Annotated in this window: 15 protein-coding genes; 8 read left to right on the forward strand and 7 right to left on the reverse strand. The window is 57.6% G+C overall.

Annotated features, from left to right (window positions below):
• Nucleotides 1-31 precede the first annotated feature (31 nt).
• A complete protein-coding gene (locus tag VFU50_18035; GenBank protein HEU5234763.1) occupies nt 32-277 on the forward strand; it encodes a hypothetical protein in 246 nt (81 codons plus the stop codon).
• A gap of 4 nt (nt 278-281) precedes the next feature.
• Here the strand turns inward: VFU50_18035 and VFU50_18040 are convergent, their stop codons facing one another.
• Nucleotides 282-500, reverse strand: a complete 219-nt coding sequence (locus tag VFU50_18040; GenBank protein ID HEU5234764.1) for a type II toxin-antitoxin system VapB family antitoxin — start codon at nt 498-500, stop codon at nt 282-284.
• Nucleotides 501-1,094: 594 nt separating this feature from the next.
• The gene (locus tag VFU50_18045) at nt 1,095-1,322 is read right to left on the reverse strand and encodes a hypothetical protein (GenBank protein HEU5234765.1); all 228 of its coding nucleotides are present in this window, start codon (nt 1,320-1,322) and stop codon (nt 1,095-1,097) included.
• A gap of 118 nt (nt 1,323-1,440) precedes the next feature.
• Here VFU50_18045 and VFU50_18050 point away from each other — a divergent pair, with 118 nt between their 5' ends.
• The 7 genes from VFU50_18050 to VFU50_18080 all read left to right on the forward strand — a co-directional run bounded on the left by VFU50_18050 (nt 1,441) and on the right by VFU50_18080 (nt 11,832).
• Nucleotides 1,441-1,821 (forward strand): EVE domain-containing protein, encoded by a 381-nt coding sequence (locus VFU50_18050; GenBank protein HEU5234766.1) that lies wholly within the window; start codon nt 1,441-1,443, stop codon nt 1,819-1,821.
• Nucleotides 1,822-1,826: 5 nt separating this feature from the next.
• Entirely contained in the window at nt 1,827-2,138 is a 312-nt protein-coding gene (locus VFU50_18055) for a metal-sensitive transcriptional regulator (protein ID HEU5234767.1), read from the forward strand.
• Nucleotides 2,139-2,160: 22 nt separating this feature from the next.
• Nucleotides 2,161-4,650, forward strand: coding sequence for a heavy metal translocating P-type ATPase (locus tag VFU50_18060; GenBank protein ID HEU5234768.1), 2,490 nt, complete (start codon nt 2,161-2,163; stop codon nt 4,648-4,650).
• 144 nt (nt 4,651-4,794) lie between these two features.
• Nucleotides 4,795-7,380 (forward strand): ABC transporter permease, encoded by a 2,586-nt coding sequence (locus VFU50_18065; protein ID HEU5234769.1) that lies wholly within the window; start codon nt 4,795-4,797, stop codon nt 7,378-7,380.
• A 146-nt stretch (nt 7,381-7,526) separates the two neighbouring features.
• Nucleotides 7,527-8,252 (forward strand): hypothetical protein, encoded by a 726-nt coding sequence (locus VFU50_18070; protein HEU5234770.1) that lies wholly within the window; start codon nt 7,527-7,529, stop codon nt 8,250-8,252.
• A gap of 123 nt (nt 8,253-8,375) precedes the next feature.
• Nucleotides 8,376-9,410: a DUF481 domain-containing protein gene (locus VFU50_18075; GenBank protein HEU5234771.1), complete on the forward strand. Its 1,035-nt coding sequence runs from the start codon at nt 8,376-8,378 to the stop codon at nt 9,408-9,410.
• A gap of 172 nt (nt 9,411-9,582) precedes the next feature.
• Nucleotides 9,583-11,832 carry a M28 family peptidase gene (locus VFU50_18080; GenBank protein HEU5234772.1) on the forward strand — a complete coding sequence of 750 codons (2,250 nt, stop codon included), beginning with the start codon at nt 9,583-9,585 and terminating at the stop codon, nt 11,830-11,832.
• A 46-nt stretch (nt 11,833-11,878) separates the two neighbouring features.
• Here VFU50_18080 and VFU50_18085 read toward each other — a convergent pair whose 3' ends face one another.
• From VFU50_18085 to VFU50_18105, 5 genes are all read right to left on the reverse strand, one after another.
• Nucleotides 11,879-13,135, reverse strand: coding sequence for an ankyrin repeat domain-containing protein (locus tag VFU50_18085; protein ID HEU5234773.1), 1,257 nt, complete (start codon nt 13,133-13,135; stop codon nt 11,879-11,881).
• A 246-nt stretch (nt 13,136-13,381) separates the two neighbouring features.
• A complete protein-coding gene (locus VFU50_18090) occupies nt 13,382-16,009 on the reverse strand; it encodes an ABC transporter permease (GenBank protein ID HEU5234774.1) in 2,628 nt (875 codons plus the stop codon).
• A gap of 45 nt (nt 16,010-16,054) precedes the next feature.
• On the reverse strand, nt 16,055-16,384 hold the full coding sequence (locus VFU50_18095) for a PadR family transcriptional regulator (GenBank protein ID HEU5234775.1): 330 nt from the start codon (nt 16,382-16,384) through the stop codon (nt 16,055-16,057).
• A gap of 371 nt (nt 16,385-16,755) precedes the next feature.
• A complete protein-coding gene (locus VFU50_18100; GenBank protein ID HEU5234776.1) occupies nt 16,756-17,961 on the reverse strand; it encodes a DUF3999 family protein in 1,206 nt (401 codons plus the stop codon).
• Nucleotides 17,958-19,805 (reverse strand): DUF2339 domain-containing protein, encoded by a 1,848-nt coding sequence (locus tag VFU50_18105; protein HEU5234777.1) that lies wholly within the window; start codon nt 19,803-19,805, stop codon nt 17,958-17,960. The genes VFU50_18100 and VFU50_18105 overlap by 4 nt, the downstream gene beginning before the upstream one ends.
• Between the last annotated feature and the right edge of the window lie 172 nt (nt 19,806-19,977).

A 19,977-nucleotide genomic window follows, 5' to 3' on the forward strand; every position in this document is an offset into this window, starting at 1 on the left:
TCGTCCGATCCATGGCAGTTGAAGCCAGCAGATGGACGTCGAGCCATCCGATTCCCCGACCAGGCAATTGGTGCGCATCGACGAAGCTCAGGACCTCGTCATGACTGGCCAAACGCACGTGTGGGAGCCGCTTCAGCAGCCGCAAGATTTCAGAGCCACGCCGCAGGCTGCCCAGCGACAACTCCCCGACGATAAAGGGGTGACACTCTACTTCTCCTTGACTCAGAAGTCGCGTCAGAATCGGATCGCTCTGTCGCAAGTGGTCGACCCATACTGAGGTGTCAATCAGCATGCAAATGGGATTTGCGCGGCTGGAGGCGCCGCCGATGCACGCGCCGAATACGCGGTTCACTGCCTCCCATGGCGGCGAGGCGCTTTGCACTCTCTCGCGCGATGAGCGCCTCCAGGCCCGCTCGAACTACGGCAGTCTTTTCTCCAATGCCGCTGAGCCGGGCCGCTTCTTCGAGTAACGCATCATCAATGTTGAGTGTTGTGCGCATATGTATTGATATGCATTATCCATGCATATCTCGACAAGCGCAAGCGCAAACACAAGGAGCACCGGGACGGCGCTTAGCAGAATTGAGAACAGCAGATGCGACCAATGAAACGGACGAAAAGGACACAGACGCGATCACCGCAATGATGCAGGTCTGTTACGTCTTTGCTGCGTAACGCATAAAGAACAAAGAACAGAGCAACGCTTCCGACAGTTTGTCTCTAACGTATTTCGTGATTTGAAAATTTAGCACTCAAGAGAATCACCGGAGAGTGCCCTATCGATGGTGCTCTCCTAACCGTGCCCACTGGGACGCCCAAGGCAACCTGCAACATACCTTGTGCAGCGTCGGGCAAAAGCTACACTACGGGACTTTGGAGTCAGAAAAGTTTACCCGCCGGGAAGGCGGGCAGAGGGGCTAAGTCCTGTGTTTTGAGTCGGCGCAAGGATGGCAAGGAGGATGCTCTATCCCATAGCAGACGAAGTGGCGCGCAACTGGGACGCTCTTGAGACTTACTCGGCCAGAGGATCTCTTGAGCGTCTCGTTGCATTTAGGCAACTTTTTGGCGCGCAACCCTGCAGCTTAGCAGCAATTTCAAACGAGTTCCACTTTTTCCTTCAAGTCCAGTCCAGCACGCCGTAATACGCCTGCCACGATGTCATCATTGAGGCGCGTGGCGTCATATTCCACTCGGACCGTCTGCTGCTCCTCATCGAACTCTATCCTGCGAATGCCATATACTTCGCGCGCATAGGTGACTGCGCGCAATTCGTTTTCTCCCGGCGGCGTGCCATAGCGAAATACCACGTCGAGCTGGGTCATGCGATCGGTCTTCCCTCCTCGGAGTTCTTTTACGAGAGTACCAGCATCGCAGCTCGGCCGGTTTGACGTATATACCCATTGGGGGTATAAGGTATATGAAAGCGAGGCGTAATTCCCGATGAACTATCTCCTGAAGACCGAACCCAGCTCTTACTCATTCGCCGATCTGCAACGTGACAAGACAACGATTTGGGACGGCGTTACCAATCCGGTTGCACTCAGGAACATGCGAGCGATGAAGCCGGGCGACCGTCTGGTGATCTATCACACTGGCGATGAGAAGACCGCGGTGGGGACAGCGTCGGTGGTATCTGTCGATCCCTCTGACGCAAAGAATCCGAAAGTACAGATCAAAGCGGGCTCAGCGATCGCCAAGCCAAGATCGCTGGCTGAAATCAAGCAGCAGAAATCATTCGCCGATTCGCCTCTCGTGAAGCAGGGGCGCCTCAGCGTTGTTCCTCTCAACGAGGCGCAATATAAGTACCTGGCAGGCGAATAGTGGTCATGAAACCCAAATCAGAGCATGCTCACGGCTCCGCCGAGGATCCGGAGATAAAGAAGAATCTGCAGGTTCGCCTACGCCGCGTCGAAGGCCAGGTGCGCGGATTGCAGAAAATGGTGGAAGACGAGCGCTATTGTCCGGAGATTCTGGAACAGATGTCGGCTGTCCACGCCTCACTCCGTTCGATCGAGCGCGTCCTCTTGCGCGGACACCTGCAGCATTGCGCGACCGAGGCCTTGCGTTCGGGCGATGAAAGGAAAGCCCAGCGCACTTACGAAGAGTTGACGGAGCTGTTTTACAAGCACTCACGGTAAGGCTGTCTCGCAGGAAGAACAGATGGATAATACCGATCAAATCACGAAGACGAGCATCGATCCCGTTTGCGGAATGACGGTCCATCTAGACAACGCAGCGGCTGTGCGCGAGTATGCAGGCAAGCAGTATTACTTTTGCTGTGCTCATTGCGCGCAGAAGTTTGAGGCGCACCCGCAGCAATATCTCGCGCCAAAACCGAAGGCGTCGGGCCTCGTTCAACTAAGACCGGCTCCGAGCAAGCACGCGCCTGTATCGCAGTCGGCTACTCCCAGTTCAACAAAATATTTCTGCCCGATGGATCCGGAAGTCAGCTCCGACAAGCCTGGCTCCTGTCCCAAATGCGGAATGGCCTTGGAACCCGAGCTTCTGCCGGCGGCGAAGACCGAGTACTTCTGCCCCATGCATCCGGAGGTCGTTTCCGACAAGCCCGGATCCTGTCCCAAATGCGGCATGGCGCTCGAGCCACGCATCACCTCGGCCTCAGCTCCGGTTGAAGACGACACCGAACTTCGCAGCATGACTTTGCGCTTCTGGATTGGCGTGGTGCTTACTGTGCCGTTGCTGATCATCAGCATGGGAGGCATGCTCAGCTCAGGATGGCTGCACCACCTTGAAATGTCGCGAGCCTCTGCCTGGCTGCAGCTTGCCCTGGCCACTCCCGTCGTTCTCTGGGGAGGCGCTCCGTTCTTCGAGCGCGGCTGGAACTCGCTGCGCACGCGCAATCTCAACATGTTCACGCTAATTGCGATGGGCACCGGCGTTGCCTTCCTCTACAGCCTCGTCGTGACCATCCTGCCGGCGGATCTGCTCCCACAAATCGCTCACGGTGCAGGCCGCGGGGACGTTTATTTCGAAGTCAGCGCCGCGATTACCGTGCTCGTCCTGCTTGGACAAGTCATGGAACTGCGAGCCCGCAAGCAGACCAGCAGCGCCATCCGCGCGCTGCTCGATCTCACTCCCAAAATGGCACGACGCGTCGCTCGCGACGGCAGCGAGACCGATATTCCTCTGGAACAAGTCGCCGTCGGCGATCGTCTACGCGTGCGACCGGGAGAAAAAGTGCCCGTTGATGGCCGGGTGGAAGATGGCAAAAGCAGCGTGGATGAATCGATGGTCACCGGCGAATCCTTTCCCGTTCTGAAGCAGTCGGGAGACAAGGTAATTGGGGGAACGCTGAATTCCAATGGATCGCTGCTCATCGGTGCCGAGCGCGTCGGCAGCGAAACACTTCTGGCCCAGATCGTCAGTATGGTTGCGAGTGCCCAGCGGAGCCGCGCTCCGATTCAGCGTCTCGCTGACCGTGTCGCTGCGATCTTTGTTCCTGCGGTGATTGCTTGCGCGGTCGCGGCGTTTTTCGGATGGCTTTTCTTTGGCCCCGAGCCGCGCTTCGCTCATGCGCTGGTGAGCGCGGTGTCGGTCCTGATCATCGCGTGCCCCTGCGCACTCGGATTGGCGACACCGATGGCAATTATGGTCGGCACCGGCCAGGGCGCAAGACACGGAGTTCTGGTGCGCGACGCGCGCGCCCTCGAATCGATGGAAAAAGTGGACACGCTCGTTGTCGACAAGACCGGCACACTCACTGAAGGCAAACCGGAAGTGACGGAAATCCACCTGACCGGAGCGAAAGAGGCGTATTCAGAAGATGACATTCTGCAGATCGCGGCAAGCGTTGAATCCCACAGTGAACATCCTCTGGCCAGTGCTATCGTTCGCGCGGCCAAGAAGAGAAACCTATCGCTGAGTCCTGTTTCCGACTTTAGTTCCGAGCCAGGAAAAGGAGTCAGGGCTAAGGTCAGATTTCGAGAGCGACTTGTAACCATTGCCATTGGTAGTCCCGGCAAAATTGCTCGGCAAGGCGAGCAAAGCAACGCGCAACAATCGAGTCCAGCCATGCCTCAGACCACTGTCCTTGTCGCGCTCGACAGAAATCCCGCAGCAATGATTTCTATTGCCGATCCTATTCGCTTATCGACAGCGGAAGTGGTGAAGAACCTGCGCAACGCTGGAATCAATCTGGTGATGGCGACCGGCGATAACCGCGCTGTGGCCGAGAGCGTCGCACGACAGGTTGGCATCGATCAGATCGAGGCAGGGGTGTTGCCGGCGCGCAAGGCGGAACTTGTGCGCGAGCTGCAGAGCCGTGGCAAGCGTGTGGCCATGGCCGGCGATGGAATTAACGACGCCCCTGCGCTCGCGCAAGCCGAGGTCGGCATCGCCATGGGCACCGGAACCGACGTTGCCCTCGAGAGTGGCGACATTGCGCTGCTGAAAGGCGACCTGCGCGGCATCATGCGGGCCCGTAAGCTTAGCGCAGCTACAATGCGCAGCATCCGCCAGAATCTGTTCTTTGCTTTTGTCTATAACACTGCCGGTATTCCACTTGCTGCGGGCGTTCTGTATCCGCTGTTCCATGCGACATTGAATCCGATCTTTGCTGCCGCAGCTATGAGCTTGAGTTCCGTATCAGTAATCGCCAACTCGCTGCGTCTGCGGAATGTCAGTCTTTGATGCCATCGACAGGCCTTCTTCCGCTGTCCCAAGTTTGGCGGAGTTCATCGCCGACGCACTCACCCTTTGGCCAGCCGCACGTCTGATTGCAGAAGCACCCTTTTGCGACCATAATGCACGCCATCACGCATTCCGGAGCAGCGCGTGACGTGGATTGGAGAACAGCTTGTTGTGAGCGTTGATCATCCCAGCACCGCCGGCAATAAAGATGATTCCCGCAAACCTGCGGCCAACACCGAGCGCGTGTGGGAAAGCCGTTCGTTTTCCTGGCTCGAAGATGCCGGACGCGATTTTCGTTTTGCGCTGCGCTCGCTTGCGAAGGTACCGAGCTTCGCCGTGATTGCGGTGCTGGTAATCGCGGTTGGTATCGGCGCGAACACCGCCGTCTTTTCGGTGATCAACACCGTGCTGCTGAAGCCCCTGAGCTATCCGGATCCGCAGTCGCTGGTAATGCTCATGAACACTGGCCCGCAGGGATCGTTTCCCGGCGCCAATGTTCCGAAATTCAACATCTGGCATCAGCAGACGGGCATTTTCGATGCTGTCGCTGCCTTCGACCAGGCCGGCGCCGGACTCAATCTGACCGGCGGCAGCGATCCTGAACAACTCGAAGCAGTACATGTAACGCAAGACTACTTTCGTCTCTTCGGCGCGCCGATTATTAATGGCCGTGTATTTACCGCAGCAGAGGATAGCCCGAACGGTGGTCGCGAAACGGTCCTTAGCTATGGACTCTGGAAGCGACGCTTCGGCGCGAATCCTGGTATCGTCGGCACTAACATTCAACTCGACGGGCAGCCATACCTCGTAGTCGGCGTTGTTGGACCAAAGTTCGAGACCGAAACTCCCACAGATCTTTGGTTGCCTTATCAATTCGACCTCAACTCGCGCGACATGGCCCATTACTTCCGCGTCGCCGCAAGATTGAAACCAGGCGTCACAGTGGAGATGGCGAACGCCGAACTGAAGCTGGCCGCAGATCAATTCCGCCGAACGTATCCCGGCGGATTAGGACCAAAGGGCGGTTTCGGTGTTGAGAAACTGCAGGATGTCATGGTCGGTGACACGCGTCTCTCGCTGCTCGTTCTGCTCGGCGCCGTCACCTTCGTACTGCTGATCGCGTGCGCAAACGTCGCTAACCTTCTTCTTATTCGGGCCTCCGCGCGTCAGCGCGAACTAGCTACGCGGGCCGCGCTGGGCGCCGGCCGCGGGCACATCATTCGGCAGTTGCTCACCGAGAGTTTGGCTATTTCGCTTTTGGGAGGATTCTTCGGACTTATCTTCGGATTCATCGGAGTGCGTCTGCTGCTGGCCGTCAGCCCCGGAGGCATTCCTCGCATCGGTCCCGACGGCTCGGCAGTGAGCCTCGATCTCAACGTTCTGCTGTTCACGTTCGGCATCTCCGTACTCACCGGCATTCTCTTCGGTCTCTTCCCCGCCATCGGCACTTCGCGTATCAACCTGGCGAGCGCGCTCAAGGAGAGCAGCAGTCAGGCAGGAGTAGGACTGCGGACCGGCAAAGTCCGTTCCATATTGGTAATCGGCGAAGTTGCGCTTGCGCTGGTGCTGGTTGTGGGCGCCGGTCTGCTGATTCGGACGTTCATGAAGCTGCAGGCAGTCGATCCTGGATTTGACACGCATAACGTGCTAACGATGGCAATGTCGCTCAGCGGCGAGCGTTTCCAGAAGACTGCCGGCGTTGCCCAGATTGTTCGCGATGGCACCGAGCGTCTGCTGAATGTTCCCGGCGTGAGCACCGCCGCTGCGGCCTGCTGCCTTCCGCTTCAAGGCGGATTCGGCTTGCCTTTCGACATCGTGGGCCGCCCAAAAGGGAAGGATCCGAACAGCGGCGGCGCTGGATACACGCCGATCTCGTGGAGCTACTTCGATGTTTTCAAAGTTCCCATTGTGCGCGGGCGCAGCTTCACCGAACACGATGACGGCTCGGCGCCGGGCGTCGTAATCATCAATGAGGCAATGGCGAAGAAGTTCTGGCCAAATAGCGATCCGCTTAGAGACCGTCTGCTCATCGGCGCCAATGTCGGACCAGTGTTCGTCGAGCCGGCGCGCCAGATCGTCGGCGTCGCAGGCGACATGCGTGGCAACGGCCTCGATCGCAATCCCGCTCCGACCATGTATATCCCCATCGCGCAGATGCCGGACAAAGTCACTGCCCTCAACTCGCGCATCACCCCGCTCTGGTGGATCGTGCGCAGCCCGCAGGAGCCGCATCCGCTGGCCAAGGCGATCGCGATCGCTCTGCGCGACGCCAGCGGCGGTCTCCCCATCGCGCACATTCGCAGCATGGACGAGATCGTCGTCACCACCACTTCTCGCCAGCGCTTCAACATGCTCCTGCTCACGATTTTCGGAGCATCGGCGCTGCTGGTAGCGGCGATCGGAATCTACGGACTCATGGCGTACTCGGTGCAGCAGCGTACGCAGGAACTGGGAATCCGCATGGCACTGGGTGCGCAAACATCGACCATCCGCAATATGGTCATCCGCCAGGGCATGCTTCTGGCCGGTATAGGAATCGTAATTGGAATTGCTGGAGCGCTGTGGCTCACGCATTTCCTCGCGACCCTGCTCTTCGGCGTCAAAGCGCTCGATCCAGCCGCGTTCGTAATCACGCTGCTGTTGTTGAGTGCAGTCGCATTCGTAGCTGTGTGGTTTCCTGCACGGCGCGCAACGAAGGTCAGCCCGATGACTGCTTTGCGCTTTGAATAATTAAGGAAGAAACAGAATCTCAAGCTTAGAGACACACCTCATAAGGCGGCTACCCAACTTCGGCCTTCGGGCTCCGTCCGCTGAAAGCGAACGAGTTGCTGGCGCGGTAAAGCCTTGCGCTATACTCAGCCCTCAGTGCTGAATACATGTTTATCGATAAAGCTGTGGTATTTCTCGCTGTTCTGCTCTTGTTCCCTTTAGGGTCGTTTAGCCAGACGAATGCAGTTGCTCGCGGACAATACTCCGCGCTTGGACAAGACGCCAGCTGGACCGATAGCTGGACACTCAGCCTGGATTCGAAGGGAAATTACGAAGTTACCACCGCGGTTGGGAAGAAACCCCAGGAAGGGTCTCTGGGGCAAACCGTCCAACAGACGTTCGGTTTCGATCGCAAATGGCAGCCTCTCGCATTTCGAGTCCGCTTAGGCAAGCAGCCTCGTCAGATCGCGTTGGATTGCACATTTTCCGACACATTGGCCGACTGTCAGTCCGATTTCAACGGGACGCAGTCGAATGCTAAGCTCTCGATCGAGCGTCCCTACTGCTTCATGCCGAATGAATTTTATGGTTTAGACTTTGCGTGGTTTTTGGCCGGCATCGGCAACCAGGTACTGAAGGCTTCCGTTTCTTCCGTCGACGTGCCGTTAGTTTGGTTGGACGAGGACGATACAGACAAAAACAAGATCAAGCTCACCATACCGGAAAAACAAACGGTACGCGTGATCGGTACAGAGAAGATCGCGATTTTAGGACACGAAGTTCAAGCCAGAAAACTGCAAACCAGCGACAACTTCAAACTCTGGATTTCTCAATCCGGACTCCTGGTCGCATTTGCAGTGAGCGAGAATGGTGAAGACGCAGATCTGCATTGACAAAATATCAGGTGCTGGACAATCGCGCTCCCGAATTGAAATAGAGACCACTACTGCGCACCGTGGCAACTCGCGAGTGCAATTCAGCAACTTAGGTGCTAAGGGTTGTGCTTGTGAGGTCCTGTGTTTACGCGCGCTTGCTTCGTCTTCGTCTGGCTTTGCTGTGTTTCTACGTTTGTCCTGGCAGGTCAAATCACGCTCAAGAATGGAGATCGGCTCACCGGCACGATCACCACTGCGGATAGCACGAGTCTGAATCTCAAGACCGATTACGCCGGCGATCTCACCATCAAGTGGGACGCCATTCAGTCCATCTCCTCCGATCAGCCGCTGTATGTCACGCCGAAGACAGGTTCGATGGTCGTGGGACCGGTCACGACTTCGGATGGCAAGCTTCAGGTTGCGACCTCGACGGGCGGTACCGTCAGCGTCGACAAAGACGCCGTGAAGACCGTGCGTTCCGAATCGGAACAGCGAGCCTACGGCGCCTGGGGAGGCTTTCTCGACTCTGGCCTGAGCCTCTCGCGCGGGAACTCCGACACTACCAACTTCACCATCGGCGCCACCGCAACGCGCATCACCGACAAGAACAAAGCCAGCGCCTTTATCAACTCTATTTATTCTTCCGGCACAACCAACGGAGTCTCGCTGACTACGGCCAGCGCCATTCACGCCGGCTTGCGCTTCGATTTCAATCTGAGCGACAGGACATTCGCCTTTGCCTTCACCGACTTCGACCATGATCGCTTCCAGCAACTCGATCTGCGCAACGTACTTGGCGGCGGCCTTGGCTACCACCTGGTCAAGACCGACATTACTAACTTCGATATCTTCGCCGGCGGATCGCTGAACCAGGAGTACTTCTCCACGCTCACGCGCCGCTCCGGCGAAGCGCTGCTCGGCGAGTCATTCGATCACAAACTCTCGAGCGCATTTTCGGTGAAGGAACGCCTCGAGTTCTATCCCGACCTGAGCAGCATGGGAGACTACCGCGTCGTCTTCGACACCGCCGCAATTACGAAGATCAGCAAATTCTTAAGCTGGCAAGTCGACGCGAGCGACCGCTACATCACTGATCCGGTAAATGGACTCAAAGGCAATGACCTGCTGTTCACCACAGGAGTCCGCGTGGCATTTGGAGCGAATAAGGGACTGTAGTCAACCTCGCATCGTAGGCGTTAATCCTGCGAGGAAAGCGGCCGACCGGCAGGTTCAGCGATACGAAGATCGGTTGCATCGTAGCGCTTGGATATGAGAAGCGAGTTCGATTCTGTACCATGTTCGGGGAACCTACTCATCGATCATGCGAAACAGAACTTGCGCTTTAACAATGCCTCGTTTGCTCGCCGGTTTGGTGTTTCTCTCCGGCGTCTTCACCGTCGCTCAAACTGCTTCGATTTCAGGAAACCTCGCGGACGACGCGCGCGCGTTCGTCGAGACCCCCGCGGTGGCCGGCTATGAGCAGCAATTAGCCACCGCAATCGCGGCCAGGCTGAAGACGTTTTCTCCGCGAGTCGATAACCAGGGCAATGTTGTTTTTACGTTGGGAACGGGCACTCCTCATCGTCTGATCGTCACCGCAATTGACGAACCCGGATTCGTGGCGAGCGGCATCACTTCCGACGGTTATGTGACCGTGCAACGATTGCCGCAGATGGGCAATCTTCCGTTGTTCAACGAGCTTTACTCCGCGCAGCCAGTGAAGATCGGCACGCGCCAACATTCGTGGATCAATGGATCGGTCGCAGGCCTCTCCATTCACCTCGAACCCCAGCGGCAGCACTCGCCATCTCCGGCCGATCTGGACAACATCTACGTCGACGTCGGCGCAAGCAGCGCGAGCGAAGCGCGCTCCGCCGGAGTCGATCTTCTGAATCCGATCGCGATCGATCGCAAGTTTTACCAGATGGGCAACGGCGGATGGACAGCTCCAGCCATTGGAGACCGCTTCGGCGCCGCTGCTCTAATCGAAGTCATTCGCAACCTGGATCCCACACGGCTCACCGGATCGGTGACCTTCGCGTTCGTCACGCAACAATGGCTGGGCGCCCGCGGACTGCAGCGCGTAATCCATGAAACCAATCCCGACGAAGTCATTTATATCGGCCGCCGCATGCGAGCGCCGGCAATTCCCGGACAGCGCGGGACGAGTCCATCATTCCAGCACCGCCCGGGCGACGGCGTGCTGCTAGCCGGCGAAAACCCCGAGAGCGATGCCACCGGCCTGGCCGCAGAACTTACAAAGCTCGCCGCCGAACATCAGATCAAAATCGCTACCGACTACTCGGCGCCGCTGCTGCCGCGAGGCGGCTACATGCTGCAGCCGAGGCTGCCGGAGCGAACTGTGCATCTTGCGGTCGCAACCGAGTGGCCATCCACGCCCGGCGAGATCCTGCAATCGGCGGACGTCGTCTCACTGGCATCCCTTATCGATTTGCATCTCGGCTCCACGCCTCAGAATCACGCGCAATCTGCGCCCACTTTGCCCGAACCGCCCGCTCCCACTGGCCCGAAGACAACTCCCGCAGTCGAGCGCGTTCTGCGTGAGCTGGTCGAGACCTACGGCCCCAGCGAGCACGAACAAAATGTGCGAGCCGCCGTGACGCAACTGCTGCCGCCATGGGCCAAGCCGGTAACGGACGATGCCGGAAACCTGGTCGTACATCTTCCGGCGGCTTCTCCCAATCCGGCACAGAGGATCGTCGTCGTCGCTCACATGGACGAGATCGGCTACGAAGTTCGTTCTGTCCTCGATGATGGCCGACTCGAACTGAAGGAAGAAGGCACGGGCGTGCTCGCATATTTTCTCGGCCACGCTGCGCTGGTGCATTCGTCGAACGGCATGCACCCCGGCGTGCTGGAACTTCCTGACGGATGGGACAAGCCCGACTTCCAGTGGCCGCGTGGCCGCAATCAGGTCTTTCACATGGACGTCGGCGCAACCAGCCCCGAGCAGGTGGCGCAGTTGGGAATCAAAGTAGGAGATTTTGTCACGATTCCCAAGACCTACCGCAAGCTGTTCGGTACGCGGGCAAGTGCGCGAGCTTTGGATGACCGCGTCGGCTGCGCGGCACTCGTCGAGGCCGCATGGGCGCTCGGCGGACAATCCTCCGCTCCGAAGTTTTCCGACCGCGACGTAACCTTGATCTGGTCCACGCGCGAGGAACTCGGTCTGTTCGGCGCCGCCGGAGCCGCCAAGGATTTTGCCGCAAGCGGAAAAACTCCAACCGTCGTCTTCGCGATCGACACGTTTGTGAGCGCAGACTCGCCACTGGAATCGAAGCGCTTCGCCGACGCCCCCATCGGCCGCGGCTTCGTGATTCGAGCAGTCGACAACTCAAACATCGTGCCGGAAAAGTCGGTCGATCGAGTGCTGAGCATAGCCCGGACCAACAACATCGCAGCTCAATACGGCGTCACCGGCGGAGGAAACGATGGCGCAACTTTCCTTTTATACGGAACAACTGACGTGGCCCTGGGCTGGCCTCTGCGTTACTCGCACTCGCCCGCCGAGGTTATCGACGTCCGCGACGTAGATGCGCTCGGCAAAATCATCGCCGCCGTCACGCGAAACTGGTGACAACCACCAACGGCAAAGTGCGACGAGCAGTGTCGGCCAACTGTTCTTAATCGAGAAGTTCCAAAGCCTCGGCATTCACCCAATTCTTCTGCGGGAATCCGCGGGCCCACTCGGCGGGAGTTACATTGCGCGCCTCGTGCCAATGTGGATTCTCGATCCAGTCGAGAAACTTCCGTAGACTCGCTCGTGTACTTCGTGCAGCGCCACGCTCAAGCAGAGAGCGTGTCATTGCCGTGTCCTGCCACGGTCCACACACCACGGCGTTGAATAATGAAGTGTGTCCGCCGAAACCATCTCGATCGACGGTCGCGCGGGCATTAATATCCGCGCCGCGGGCGAGCAACCAGTCGAAAATCTCGCGCTCACAAAAATCAATCGCCAGGTGCAGCAATGTGGTGCCGTCGATTGGCGTCCAGTGCAATCCCGATTGCCCATTTTTTGCGCAGCCACACTCTGTCGGATAAATTTCGCTCAAGCTGAACCGGCGTTCCATCAATTGCGGATCGGCACGTAGATGCTTCTCTAATTGCGAAAGATCTCCGCAATGGAACGCCATCATCGGCGCGTCCGGCAACTCGTACCCGCGATCAATGAAGAGTCGCAGAATCTCGTGCTTTCCGGCAGGATTACGCGCATAAGTTTCGAGCACCAAAGCCAATGGAGCGAGACGATCGCCATCCGCATTTGTAAAAGGTGCGTTCAATTCCACCAGCAACCGAATGCCTGCCGCGTTGAGAGTTTCACACGCTCCCATGATGATGCCCGGCATAACTTTCGCGCCGTGCTCATGCAGCCAGCGCGCGCACTCGATTTTTCCCTGAAGCACCGCACGATCGAAAGCGTGCTGATAGTCGCGCGCGCCAAGCTCGGCACACGCGCGAATAATTTCCAGCCGTCCGAGATTGGCGGCGTGGCTCATCGGAGGTCCCCAGTTGCCGCTCCACAGCGGCAGATGCAGCATCTCAGGATTTGCGCGCAGGATCGCGACTACCTTCTCGCGATCATCGTCCTGAATGGCGACGCGGAGCGCACCTGCAACACCGTGTGCTTCAATGCGCCGCTTGAGCACAGCCCAGTTTGATAAGCCATATTCGCGCGCGATAACGAGTTGCGCGTCGCTTAACTTAAGATTAGCGGCAATTGCCGAGTCGTCGGCAAGATCCTTGAATTTAGGATGGCGGCGCCGAATGCGCTCCAGCGCGTCACGATGACCTTGCCGGCATTGGTCGAGAAGCTCGCGCGCTTCCCGTTTCGGAACATCGAGATGAGGCCGCTCAGGCAGACCTCGCGAGACTGTAGCCATAACCTTTCCTCCTGGAAATGCGCCCATGGTCCGCACGCGTTGGGCAGGAAGTCAGGTTGACTCACTTGAAACGAAAGGCCGGTGGGCTAAGCCCATTTCCGCGGACAGGATGCTTCCGGTAAGCCCGGACATCATCTCCCAAATCCGACGCTCTGCGCAAGGCCGCCGGAGTGGTGAAGGAAGGCGCAGTTAACCCTGCTCGCAAACTGGGGAACTTTCATCGCCAAATCGTGCCCGTGAAGTAGGTTATTGCCTCAAAGCTCGTACCGGATCAGTGCGCGTTGCGCGCCATGCCGGCAATAGGCAAGCTGTCACGGATGCAAGCAGCATGATCGCAAAGGCCGAGATGAACGCCAGCGGATCGCGCGGGCTCACTTCATATAGCAAATACCCGAGCAGACGAGTGCCTGCACATGCGATGATGCCGCCGAGGATGACTCCTGCGCCCAGCAAGCCCAGGCCCTGAGACACAACGATGCGCAGCAGGTCGGCTGCGCGCGCGCCCAACGCCATACGCACTCCCAGCTCGCGTGCGCTTTGCGATACTGCGTATGACATCACGCCATAGAGGCCAATGGCGGCCAGCAGCACGGCGAGTCCACCGAAAACGCTGAGCAGCGTTACTGCTACGCGCTGCAATTGCGTCGCGCGCTCGACTTGCTCCCGCATGGTGATTACTTCATAGGGCGCAAGGTTAGGATCGAGCGCATGAACTTCGCGAGCCAGCGCCCGTGCGATCACGTCGGGCGGCTGCTGGGTTCGAATATTCAATCCAACGGTTGGCGCGAAATGCTGGCGCAACGGCACGTAGAAGAGCGGCTGCGGCGTCTCCACAATGCTGCGGTACTTAGAGACCTTTGCCACGCCGACTATCTCTAACCAGTGGCCATTTGCCTGAAGACGCTTGCCCATGGGGTCTTCGCCATGCCAGTACTGCGTGACCATCACGTCGTTGACAATCGCGACCGGCAGCGAGCTTTCGTTGTCAGCACGGGTAAACTCGCGGCCGGAGATCAGCGGAATCCCGACCGTCTGAAAATAATCGGGGCCAACTTCGTTGTACTCCACCGCCGGCTGCTCGTTGGGCGCAGCCTGATATCCATCGACCGCAATCGGAGCGGATGCGTAAGTGCGGTAACTGAACGGCGTCACGCGCGCATAGGCTGCCGATTCGACTCCTGGGAGCGCCCGCACGCGCTCCATAAATGCATCCTGAAAGTTCTTTGCCCGCTGCGTGTCGTATCCTGAGGCCATCAGGTTCACGGCGGTGTTCAACACGCCGTCCACGGAGAAGCCCAGGCTTCCTGTACGAATCTTATTGAGGCTCAGAAGAACGAGACCTGCTCCCACCAGAAGCACAAAGCTGAGCGATACCTGAATAATGACCAAACCGGCACGGATGCGCGCTCGTCCGCCGGCTACAGTTCCCGATTCGGATTTGAGCGCCGAAGCGATATCTACCTTGCGGCTTTCGAACGCCGGGACGAGCGCGAACAACACGGTAGTGACCAGACAAACGCCGACAGTCAGGACGAGCACTCGCCAATCCATGCGTCCAGGCATAAAAACAGGGACGCCGCGGGAAGGAATAAGGAAAGCCATCAGGTTTCGGCACCAGTAGGCCAGCACGATTCCTCCGGAAGCTCCGATGAGGGAGAGAATCAGGCCTTCGGTCAAAAGCTGCTGCAGAATGCGGCTGCGCGCAGCACCCAGCGCGAGACGGGCAGTGATCTCGTGCCGTCGCGCGATGAATTTGACCAGAAGCAGATTGCTGACATTCGCACACACGATCAGCAGCACAAACGCGCCGATGCCCAGCGCGATGCCCAAAGTGGGAAGCATAAGAGAAGAGCCGTTGAACGGCGCCTTCCACAAAGGCAACAGCTTAATGCCCTGTCCCTTGTCGGTTGTGGGATAGCTGTTCTCCAGATGCTGCGCAATCGCAGACATTTCAGCCTGAGCTTGCTCCACCGTGAAACCCGGCTTCAATCGAGCGAAGCCTTCGATCCAGCGTTCGCCGCGATTTTCCATCTTGTATCCACCGGGTTCGAAGCGCTCCTGCATGGAGATGGGAACCCAGAATTGCCAGGAATATCCCACGAACGTTCCATAAAAACCTTTCGGCGCAACACCAACGATCGTGTGCGGCAAGCCATTCAGCATCTGCGTTTTACCGATGATGTTGGGATCGCCGTGAAACCGAGTCTGCCATAGCTGATAGCTGATCACTGTTACCGGATGCGCATTGCGGCCGTAGTCTTCCTCCGGCCTGAAGCCGCGTCCCAGAATGGGAGACACGCCCATTGCATCGAAATAGTTGGAGGAGACAAGACTGCCCGTATCCCACTCCGCGCGATCGCCAATGCTAAGCGCGGCGCCCATGATCTTCTCGGCGATGAGCGATTCACAAAGTGTGCAACTTCTCCGGAAGTCAAGAAAATCGGGCCAGGAGACAGCATCAAAGCCAGGCGTGCCGCGAGCGGTTCCAGCGAGCACGAACAATCTATCCTGGTGAGCTACTGCCGGATAGGGACGCAGCAGAAGACCTTCGATCCAGCTAAACACCGCCGCATTCGCGCCAATTCCCAATACGAGACAGAGGATCGCCAGCGCCGAGAATCCCGGACTGCGCCGCAGCATGCGCAGGCCAAAACGCAGATCTTTGAGGACATTCTCAATGAAGTTCACGTTGCGCGCCTCGCGGCATTCCTCCTTCATTGGCTCAAGATGTCCCATTTCATGGCGAGCGGCGATACGAGCAGCTTCCAGCGTCATTCCCTGTGCGCGATACTGCTCGACTAAACTTTGGAGATGAAACTCGATCTCCTCGTGAAGCTCGTGCTCAGCTTGTTCTCTGCGGAAGAGCGAACGCATCCGAAGCGGGACTTGGTAATACCAGCGCATATTCCACCTGTACTGTTAAGAAGTCTCGAGGATGAGATCGATCGCCCCAGAGAGTCGTTTCCACTGTGCCTGCTGTTGGCGTAAATACTTGGCTCCATCGCGCGTGAGCGAGTAGTACTTTGCGCGACGATTGTTCTCTGATTCGCCCCACTTGGCCTGTATCCAACCATGCTGCTCAAGCCGGTGTAACGCGGGATAGAGCGCGCCTTGCCCGACTTGCAGGACTTCGTTGGAAATCTGGCGGATACGCTGCGCAATGCCCCATCCATGCATCGGCTGCAGCGCGACCGTCTTCAGAATCAGGACGTCCAACGTCCCCTGGACGAGATCTGTTGGTTTCCCCATATCACTCCTGTCAATAATCGACAGGAGGATACCTTGGACTCCTATCAACCGTCAAGGGAAGCAAAGAAGTCAGATTTTTTGCTGCTGAAGGTGGCAAATCGGGGACGGGAAACCCGGGCATAGCCTCAGGCTATCGCCGATTTTCCGGAAGAGCGTTTCGCGATAAGGAAATGACATCGATGTGAGATGTGCCTCGCGGAACAGGTGCAGGCCGAAGTCGGGCGTCGCGGAAGGTTCAGCCGCGACTGAAAGTCATCAAATGGACGGTGGTGCACGCTGATCCTGATCACAATCTGGATTTCGTGCGAGATACCTAGGTGTTGGTACTGGATGCACAAAAGAAGAGGCTACCGCAGTGACGACATTGGACTCTACGCCGTGGCGGTTCTCATTGAGCGGATCGCGACGGCTCCCAATCCGAGAACTGCGAGGACAATGGCAATCCACAATACGAACTGATGCCGTTCCGACCAGGGGCGTTCATCTGGGCGTTGCGTAAATGCAGCGTTTAACGTTTCTGCTCCGAGCTGCGCCGCTACCGCGTTCTTGCTCTGCTGAAAGAGCTTGGCGTAGTCGTACACCGGGGAATTCAGCTTCTCATCGCCGTAATAGATCAACAGTCGCGCCGGCGCTGATGCGTCGAAATAGATTCGGCGTTCCAACTGTTGCAGTCGCGCGCCGCTGATGTCGAGCGGGCGATCGTCGCCGTTGTGCACGATGACTTTGACCGTGGTATGCCCATTTGCGGAAAACGCTACACTCTGCTGCTCGGAATCGATCTTTTGTCCGGCACGGACCATGTGGACTCGTTCGATCTCGCCTGAACCAAGCCATCCGTCTTTTTCGTCGCGAATCTCGACATCGCGGCGGAAGTTCTGCGCCGACGGTGCGATCGAGAAGCTTACGCGTTCCACCGGCACCGTTTCGGGCAGTGAGAAGGTGAATACTGTATCTTTCCCGGATTGGGCTGGAGCATTCAATGACGCCACATCGCGCCAGACGGCAGGTTGCTCTTCGGCCATCTTTGAGACGGCGCCCTGTACGTCGCTCGGCTGTACCGGGCCGTCAACGGTAATCCGCAGATACTTGTATGTGGAGCGTGGAATTCGCAGCGTGGTATTAGAACCCAGATTCTCGCGCGAGAGATCGTAGATGATGGTGCTGCCCAGGCCAGCCCAGGTTTTTGCGTGGGGATCGTCCTGGCCTTCGACGCGTGCATGCGCGACGAAGTTTTTCGTCGCAAGCTTCAATTGCACGTGGTCATACTCGGCCAGTCCAGACATATCAATCAGGAACTGCGTCTTGCCCTGTACTGTGGCTTGCTGGAAGACGGTGAGATCTTTGCGGTCTTCCTCAAGGCTGCCACGTTGAACCGAGATCGCGTAGGGGATTTCGGAATCACCTGAAAGCAAACGTAGGTCGCCAAGATCCGGACGCGCGTGCTTCCAGATGACTTCATCGACTGCGATGTAGTTCTGCCCCGCAGCAGAGACCTGTATCGGACGCTGATACTTTGAATGCGATACGGACGGGCTTAACAGAAGGATGAAAGACAGCAGCACCAGGAAATTGTTCATGCGGACGCTGCCCGACTCGGTTTCGCTTCTCCCCCAGGACCGAGCTTTAGCCAATCGCGATGATAGACGTACGAGATTCCCATCAGGACCGCTCCAAGAGCGATGAAGCTGATGATGCGATATCCCTGCTGGAGTTCCGAGACGTCGTACAAGAACACTTTGGCGATCGTCAGCGCGATCAATACCAGCGCTTGCCAGCGCACGAATGACGAGCGGCGCTTGAATCCGAACAGCATTAATCCTGCGCCGTAGGCGAGCCAGATGAGCGAATAGCTGAAGCGGCGAGCCAGTTCGATCTGGTGTATCGCCGTGTATGAGTAATTGTGCGCCGCGTAGAACGGCATTATCTGTCGAGTGAAATAGTCCGAGGCTTCTAGCGTAAGTGCGATCAGCGCGAGCACGTTGAGGAGAACGCCCGCGACCCGAATGGCTGGACGCTCGCCTTCACTCGCATATCGGTCAGCGGCTGCGACGATGCTGCCTAGAATCGCGATTGCCACAAGATAAGTGGCAAAGCGAGCATTAAGAATCAACGTCTCAACGCGGAAGTTATCGAAAACGAGTAGGCGAATGATGCCGAGGCTCAGAGTTGTGGCAGCAAAGTAACGCAGAAAGTTCGTCTTCGTGCGCACCGATACATACAGAAGCACGGCCGACTCGACGAGCCATCCCAGGGTAATCCAGTGTGAGTTGAGCTTCAGTGGAATCGCGATGGTGATGAACGCGACCGCAATGGCGATGTGGAGCATGTTGATCGTCTTCACCACGTTGGCATTGCTGCCCGCGCGACGCTTGAATTGGCCGCTCAAAGCTAGGTAAACGGCTGCCAGCGCTAACGCATACCAGGTCAGCGTGTCGTTGGAGTACATCTCGTTCAGCGCGAGGAACGCGGCGGCGGCGTTGAGCAACGGCAGGAATGTCAAAGTAGCTGAGAATCCAGATCGCCATCTCGAAGGCGTAAGAGGCGTGAGCAGGGGAATCACGGCGAAGATTGCCGCAAAAAGAATCGTGAATATTGTCGTCGTAATCCGCTGTTCTTTGGTGTAGTACTCGGCGAACCATCCGATGTAGAGAATGATGGTGCCGGTAAAGGCGCCGACCAACAAGCGTCGCCATGGCTTGAGGGTTACTACGGCCAGCATCGCCAAATCCAGCAGCGCTACGTAGGAGAAGAGAACGATCTCGTGGTTCTGTCCTGTAGAGAGAAGGACAGGAGTACTGAAGCCGCCAATCATCGCGAAAGCAGCGAGAATCTCCGCGTCTTGAGTGAGTGCCAGCGTTATCGTTGAAGCACTCACGATAATCATGGAGACGAAGGCCACCGCCGAAGGCACAAGGTGGTAAACCTGGAACGCTCCCCAAAGCGACAAGTAAAGGATGCCGATGCCGACAGCCTTCATTGAATAAGAGAACGGCCCCTGACCACGAGTGCGGAAGCGCTCGCTCCAGAAAATGAGAGCGATGCCGGCGAGCAGGCCCAGTGCGACTCGTCCCGCGGGACCGATCCAACCGTTGTCAAAGGCGTATTTGATGAAATACGAGACGCCGGTGAGGATCGCGATAATCCCAATTCGGTTCAGCCACAACTTCCCAATCTTGCCCTCAAGCTCGTCCTCTTCCTTCGCTGGAGTGACTGAGAACGTTGTCGGTATCGGCGAAATTGGAGCGACATCCAATGGCCGAGGCGGTGAAGGCACCGCCGGCGCGGCAGGACGAGCGACCTCTAGCTTTCGTTCCGCAGGCGCGAGCCCAAGGCCTGTTCGCTGCTCTATGCGTTCCATGCGCGCTTTCATCGCTGCCATCTCTGCGCGGAGAGCGGCGAGTTCTCGTTGGAGATCGGCCATGCGTTAACTATCCCATTGTCGGCGTAGCGAATAACAGATAGTAGGGGTCCGCTGTACCACCGTAATAACGCACCGGATTACATGAACAAAGGTAACCTGCGTCTGTCTCCCTCCCTCGATTCCGCAGGCTCGATATCAGCCAAGAACAGCAACGTGCAACCGCAAAAAGAAG

Source organism: Terriglobales bacterium, from assembly GCA_035764005.1.
Taxonomy (GTDB): Bacteria; Acidobacteriota; Terriglobia; order Terriglobales; family Acidobacteriaceae; genus Gp1-AA112.

What these genes read in the sequence shown, in the direction of transcription:
- VFU50_18035 (HEU5234763.1), top strand. Translation starts at nt 32, where the DNA reads ATGGACGTCGAGCCATCCGATTCCCCGACCAGGCAATTGGTGCGCATC.
- VFU50_18040 (HEU5234764.1), bottom strand. Translation starts at nt 500, where the DNA reads ATGCGCACAACACTCAACATTGATGATGCGTTACTCGAAGAAGCGGCC.
- VFU50_18045 (HEU5234765.1), bottom strand. Translation starts at nt 1,322, where the DNA reads ATGACCCAGCTCGACGTGGTATTTCGCTATGGCACGCCGCCGGGAGAA.
- VFU50_18050 (HEU5234766.1), top strand. Translation starts at nt 1,441, where the DNA reads ATGAACTATCTCCTGAAGACCGAACCCAGCTCTTACTCATTCGCCGAT.
- VFU50_18055 (HEU5234767.1), top strand. Translation starts at nt 1,827, where the DNA reads ATGAAACCCAAATCAGAGCATGCTCACGGCTCCGCCGAGGATCCGGAG.
- VFU50_18060 (HEU5234768.1), top strand. Translation starts at nt 2,161, where the DNA reads ATGGATAATACCGATCAAATCACGAAGACGAGCATCGATCCCGTTTGC.
- VFU50_18070 (HEU5234770.1), top strand. Translation starts at nt 7,527, where the DNA reads ATGTTTATCGATAAAGCTGTGGTATTTCTCGCTGTTCTGCTCTTGTTC.
- VFU50_18080 (HEU5234772.1), top strand. Translation starts at nt 9,583, where the DNA reads ATGCCTCGTTTGCTCGCCGGTTTGGTGTTTCTCTCCGGCGTCTTCACC.
- VFU50_18085 (HEU5234773.1), bottom strand. Translation starts at nt 13,135, where the DNA reads ATGGCTACAGTCTCGCGAGGTCTGCCTGAGCGGCCTCATCTCGATGTT.
- VFU50_18090 (HEU5234774.1), bottom strand. Translation starts at nt 16,009, where the DNA reads ATGCGTTCGCTCTTCCGCAGAGAACAAGCTGAGCACGAGCTTCACGAG.
- VFU50_18095 (HEU5234775.1), bottom strand. Translation starts at nt 16,384, where the DNA reads ATGGGGAAACCAACAGATCTCGTCCAGGGGACGTTGGACGTCCTGATT.
- VFU50_18100 (HEU5234776.1), bottom strand. Translation starts at nt 17,961, where the DNA reads ATGAACAATTTCCTGGTGCTGCTGTCTTTCATCCTTCTGTTAAGCCCG.
- VFU50_18105 (HEU5234777.1), bottom strand. Translation starts at nt 19,805, where the DNA reads ATGGCCGATCTCCAACGAGAACTCGCCGCTCTCCGCGCAGAGATGGCA.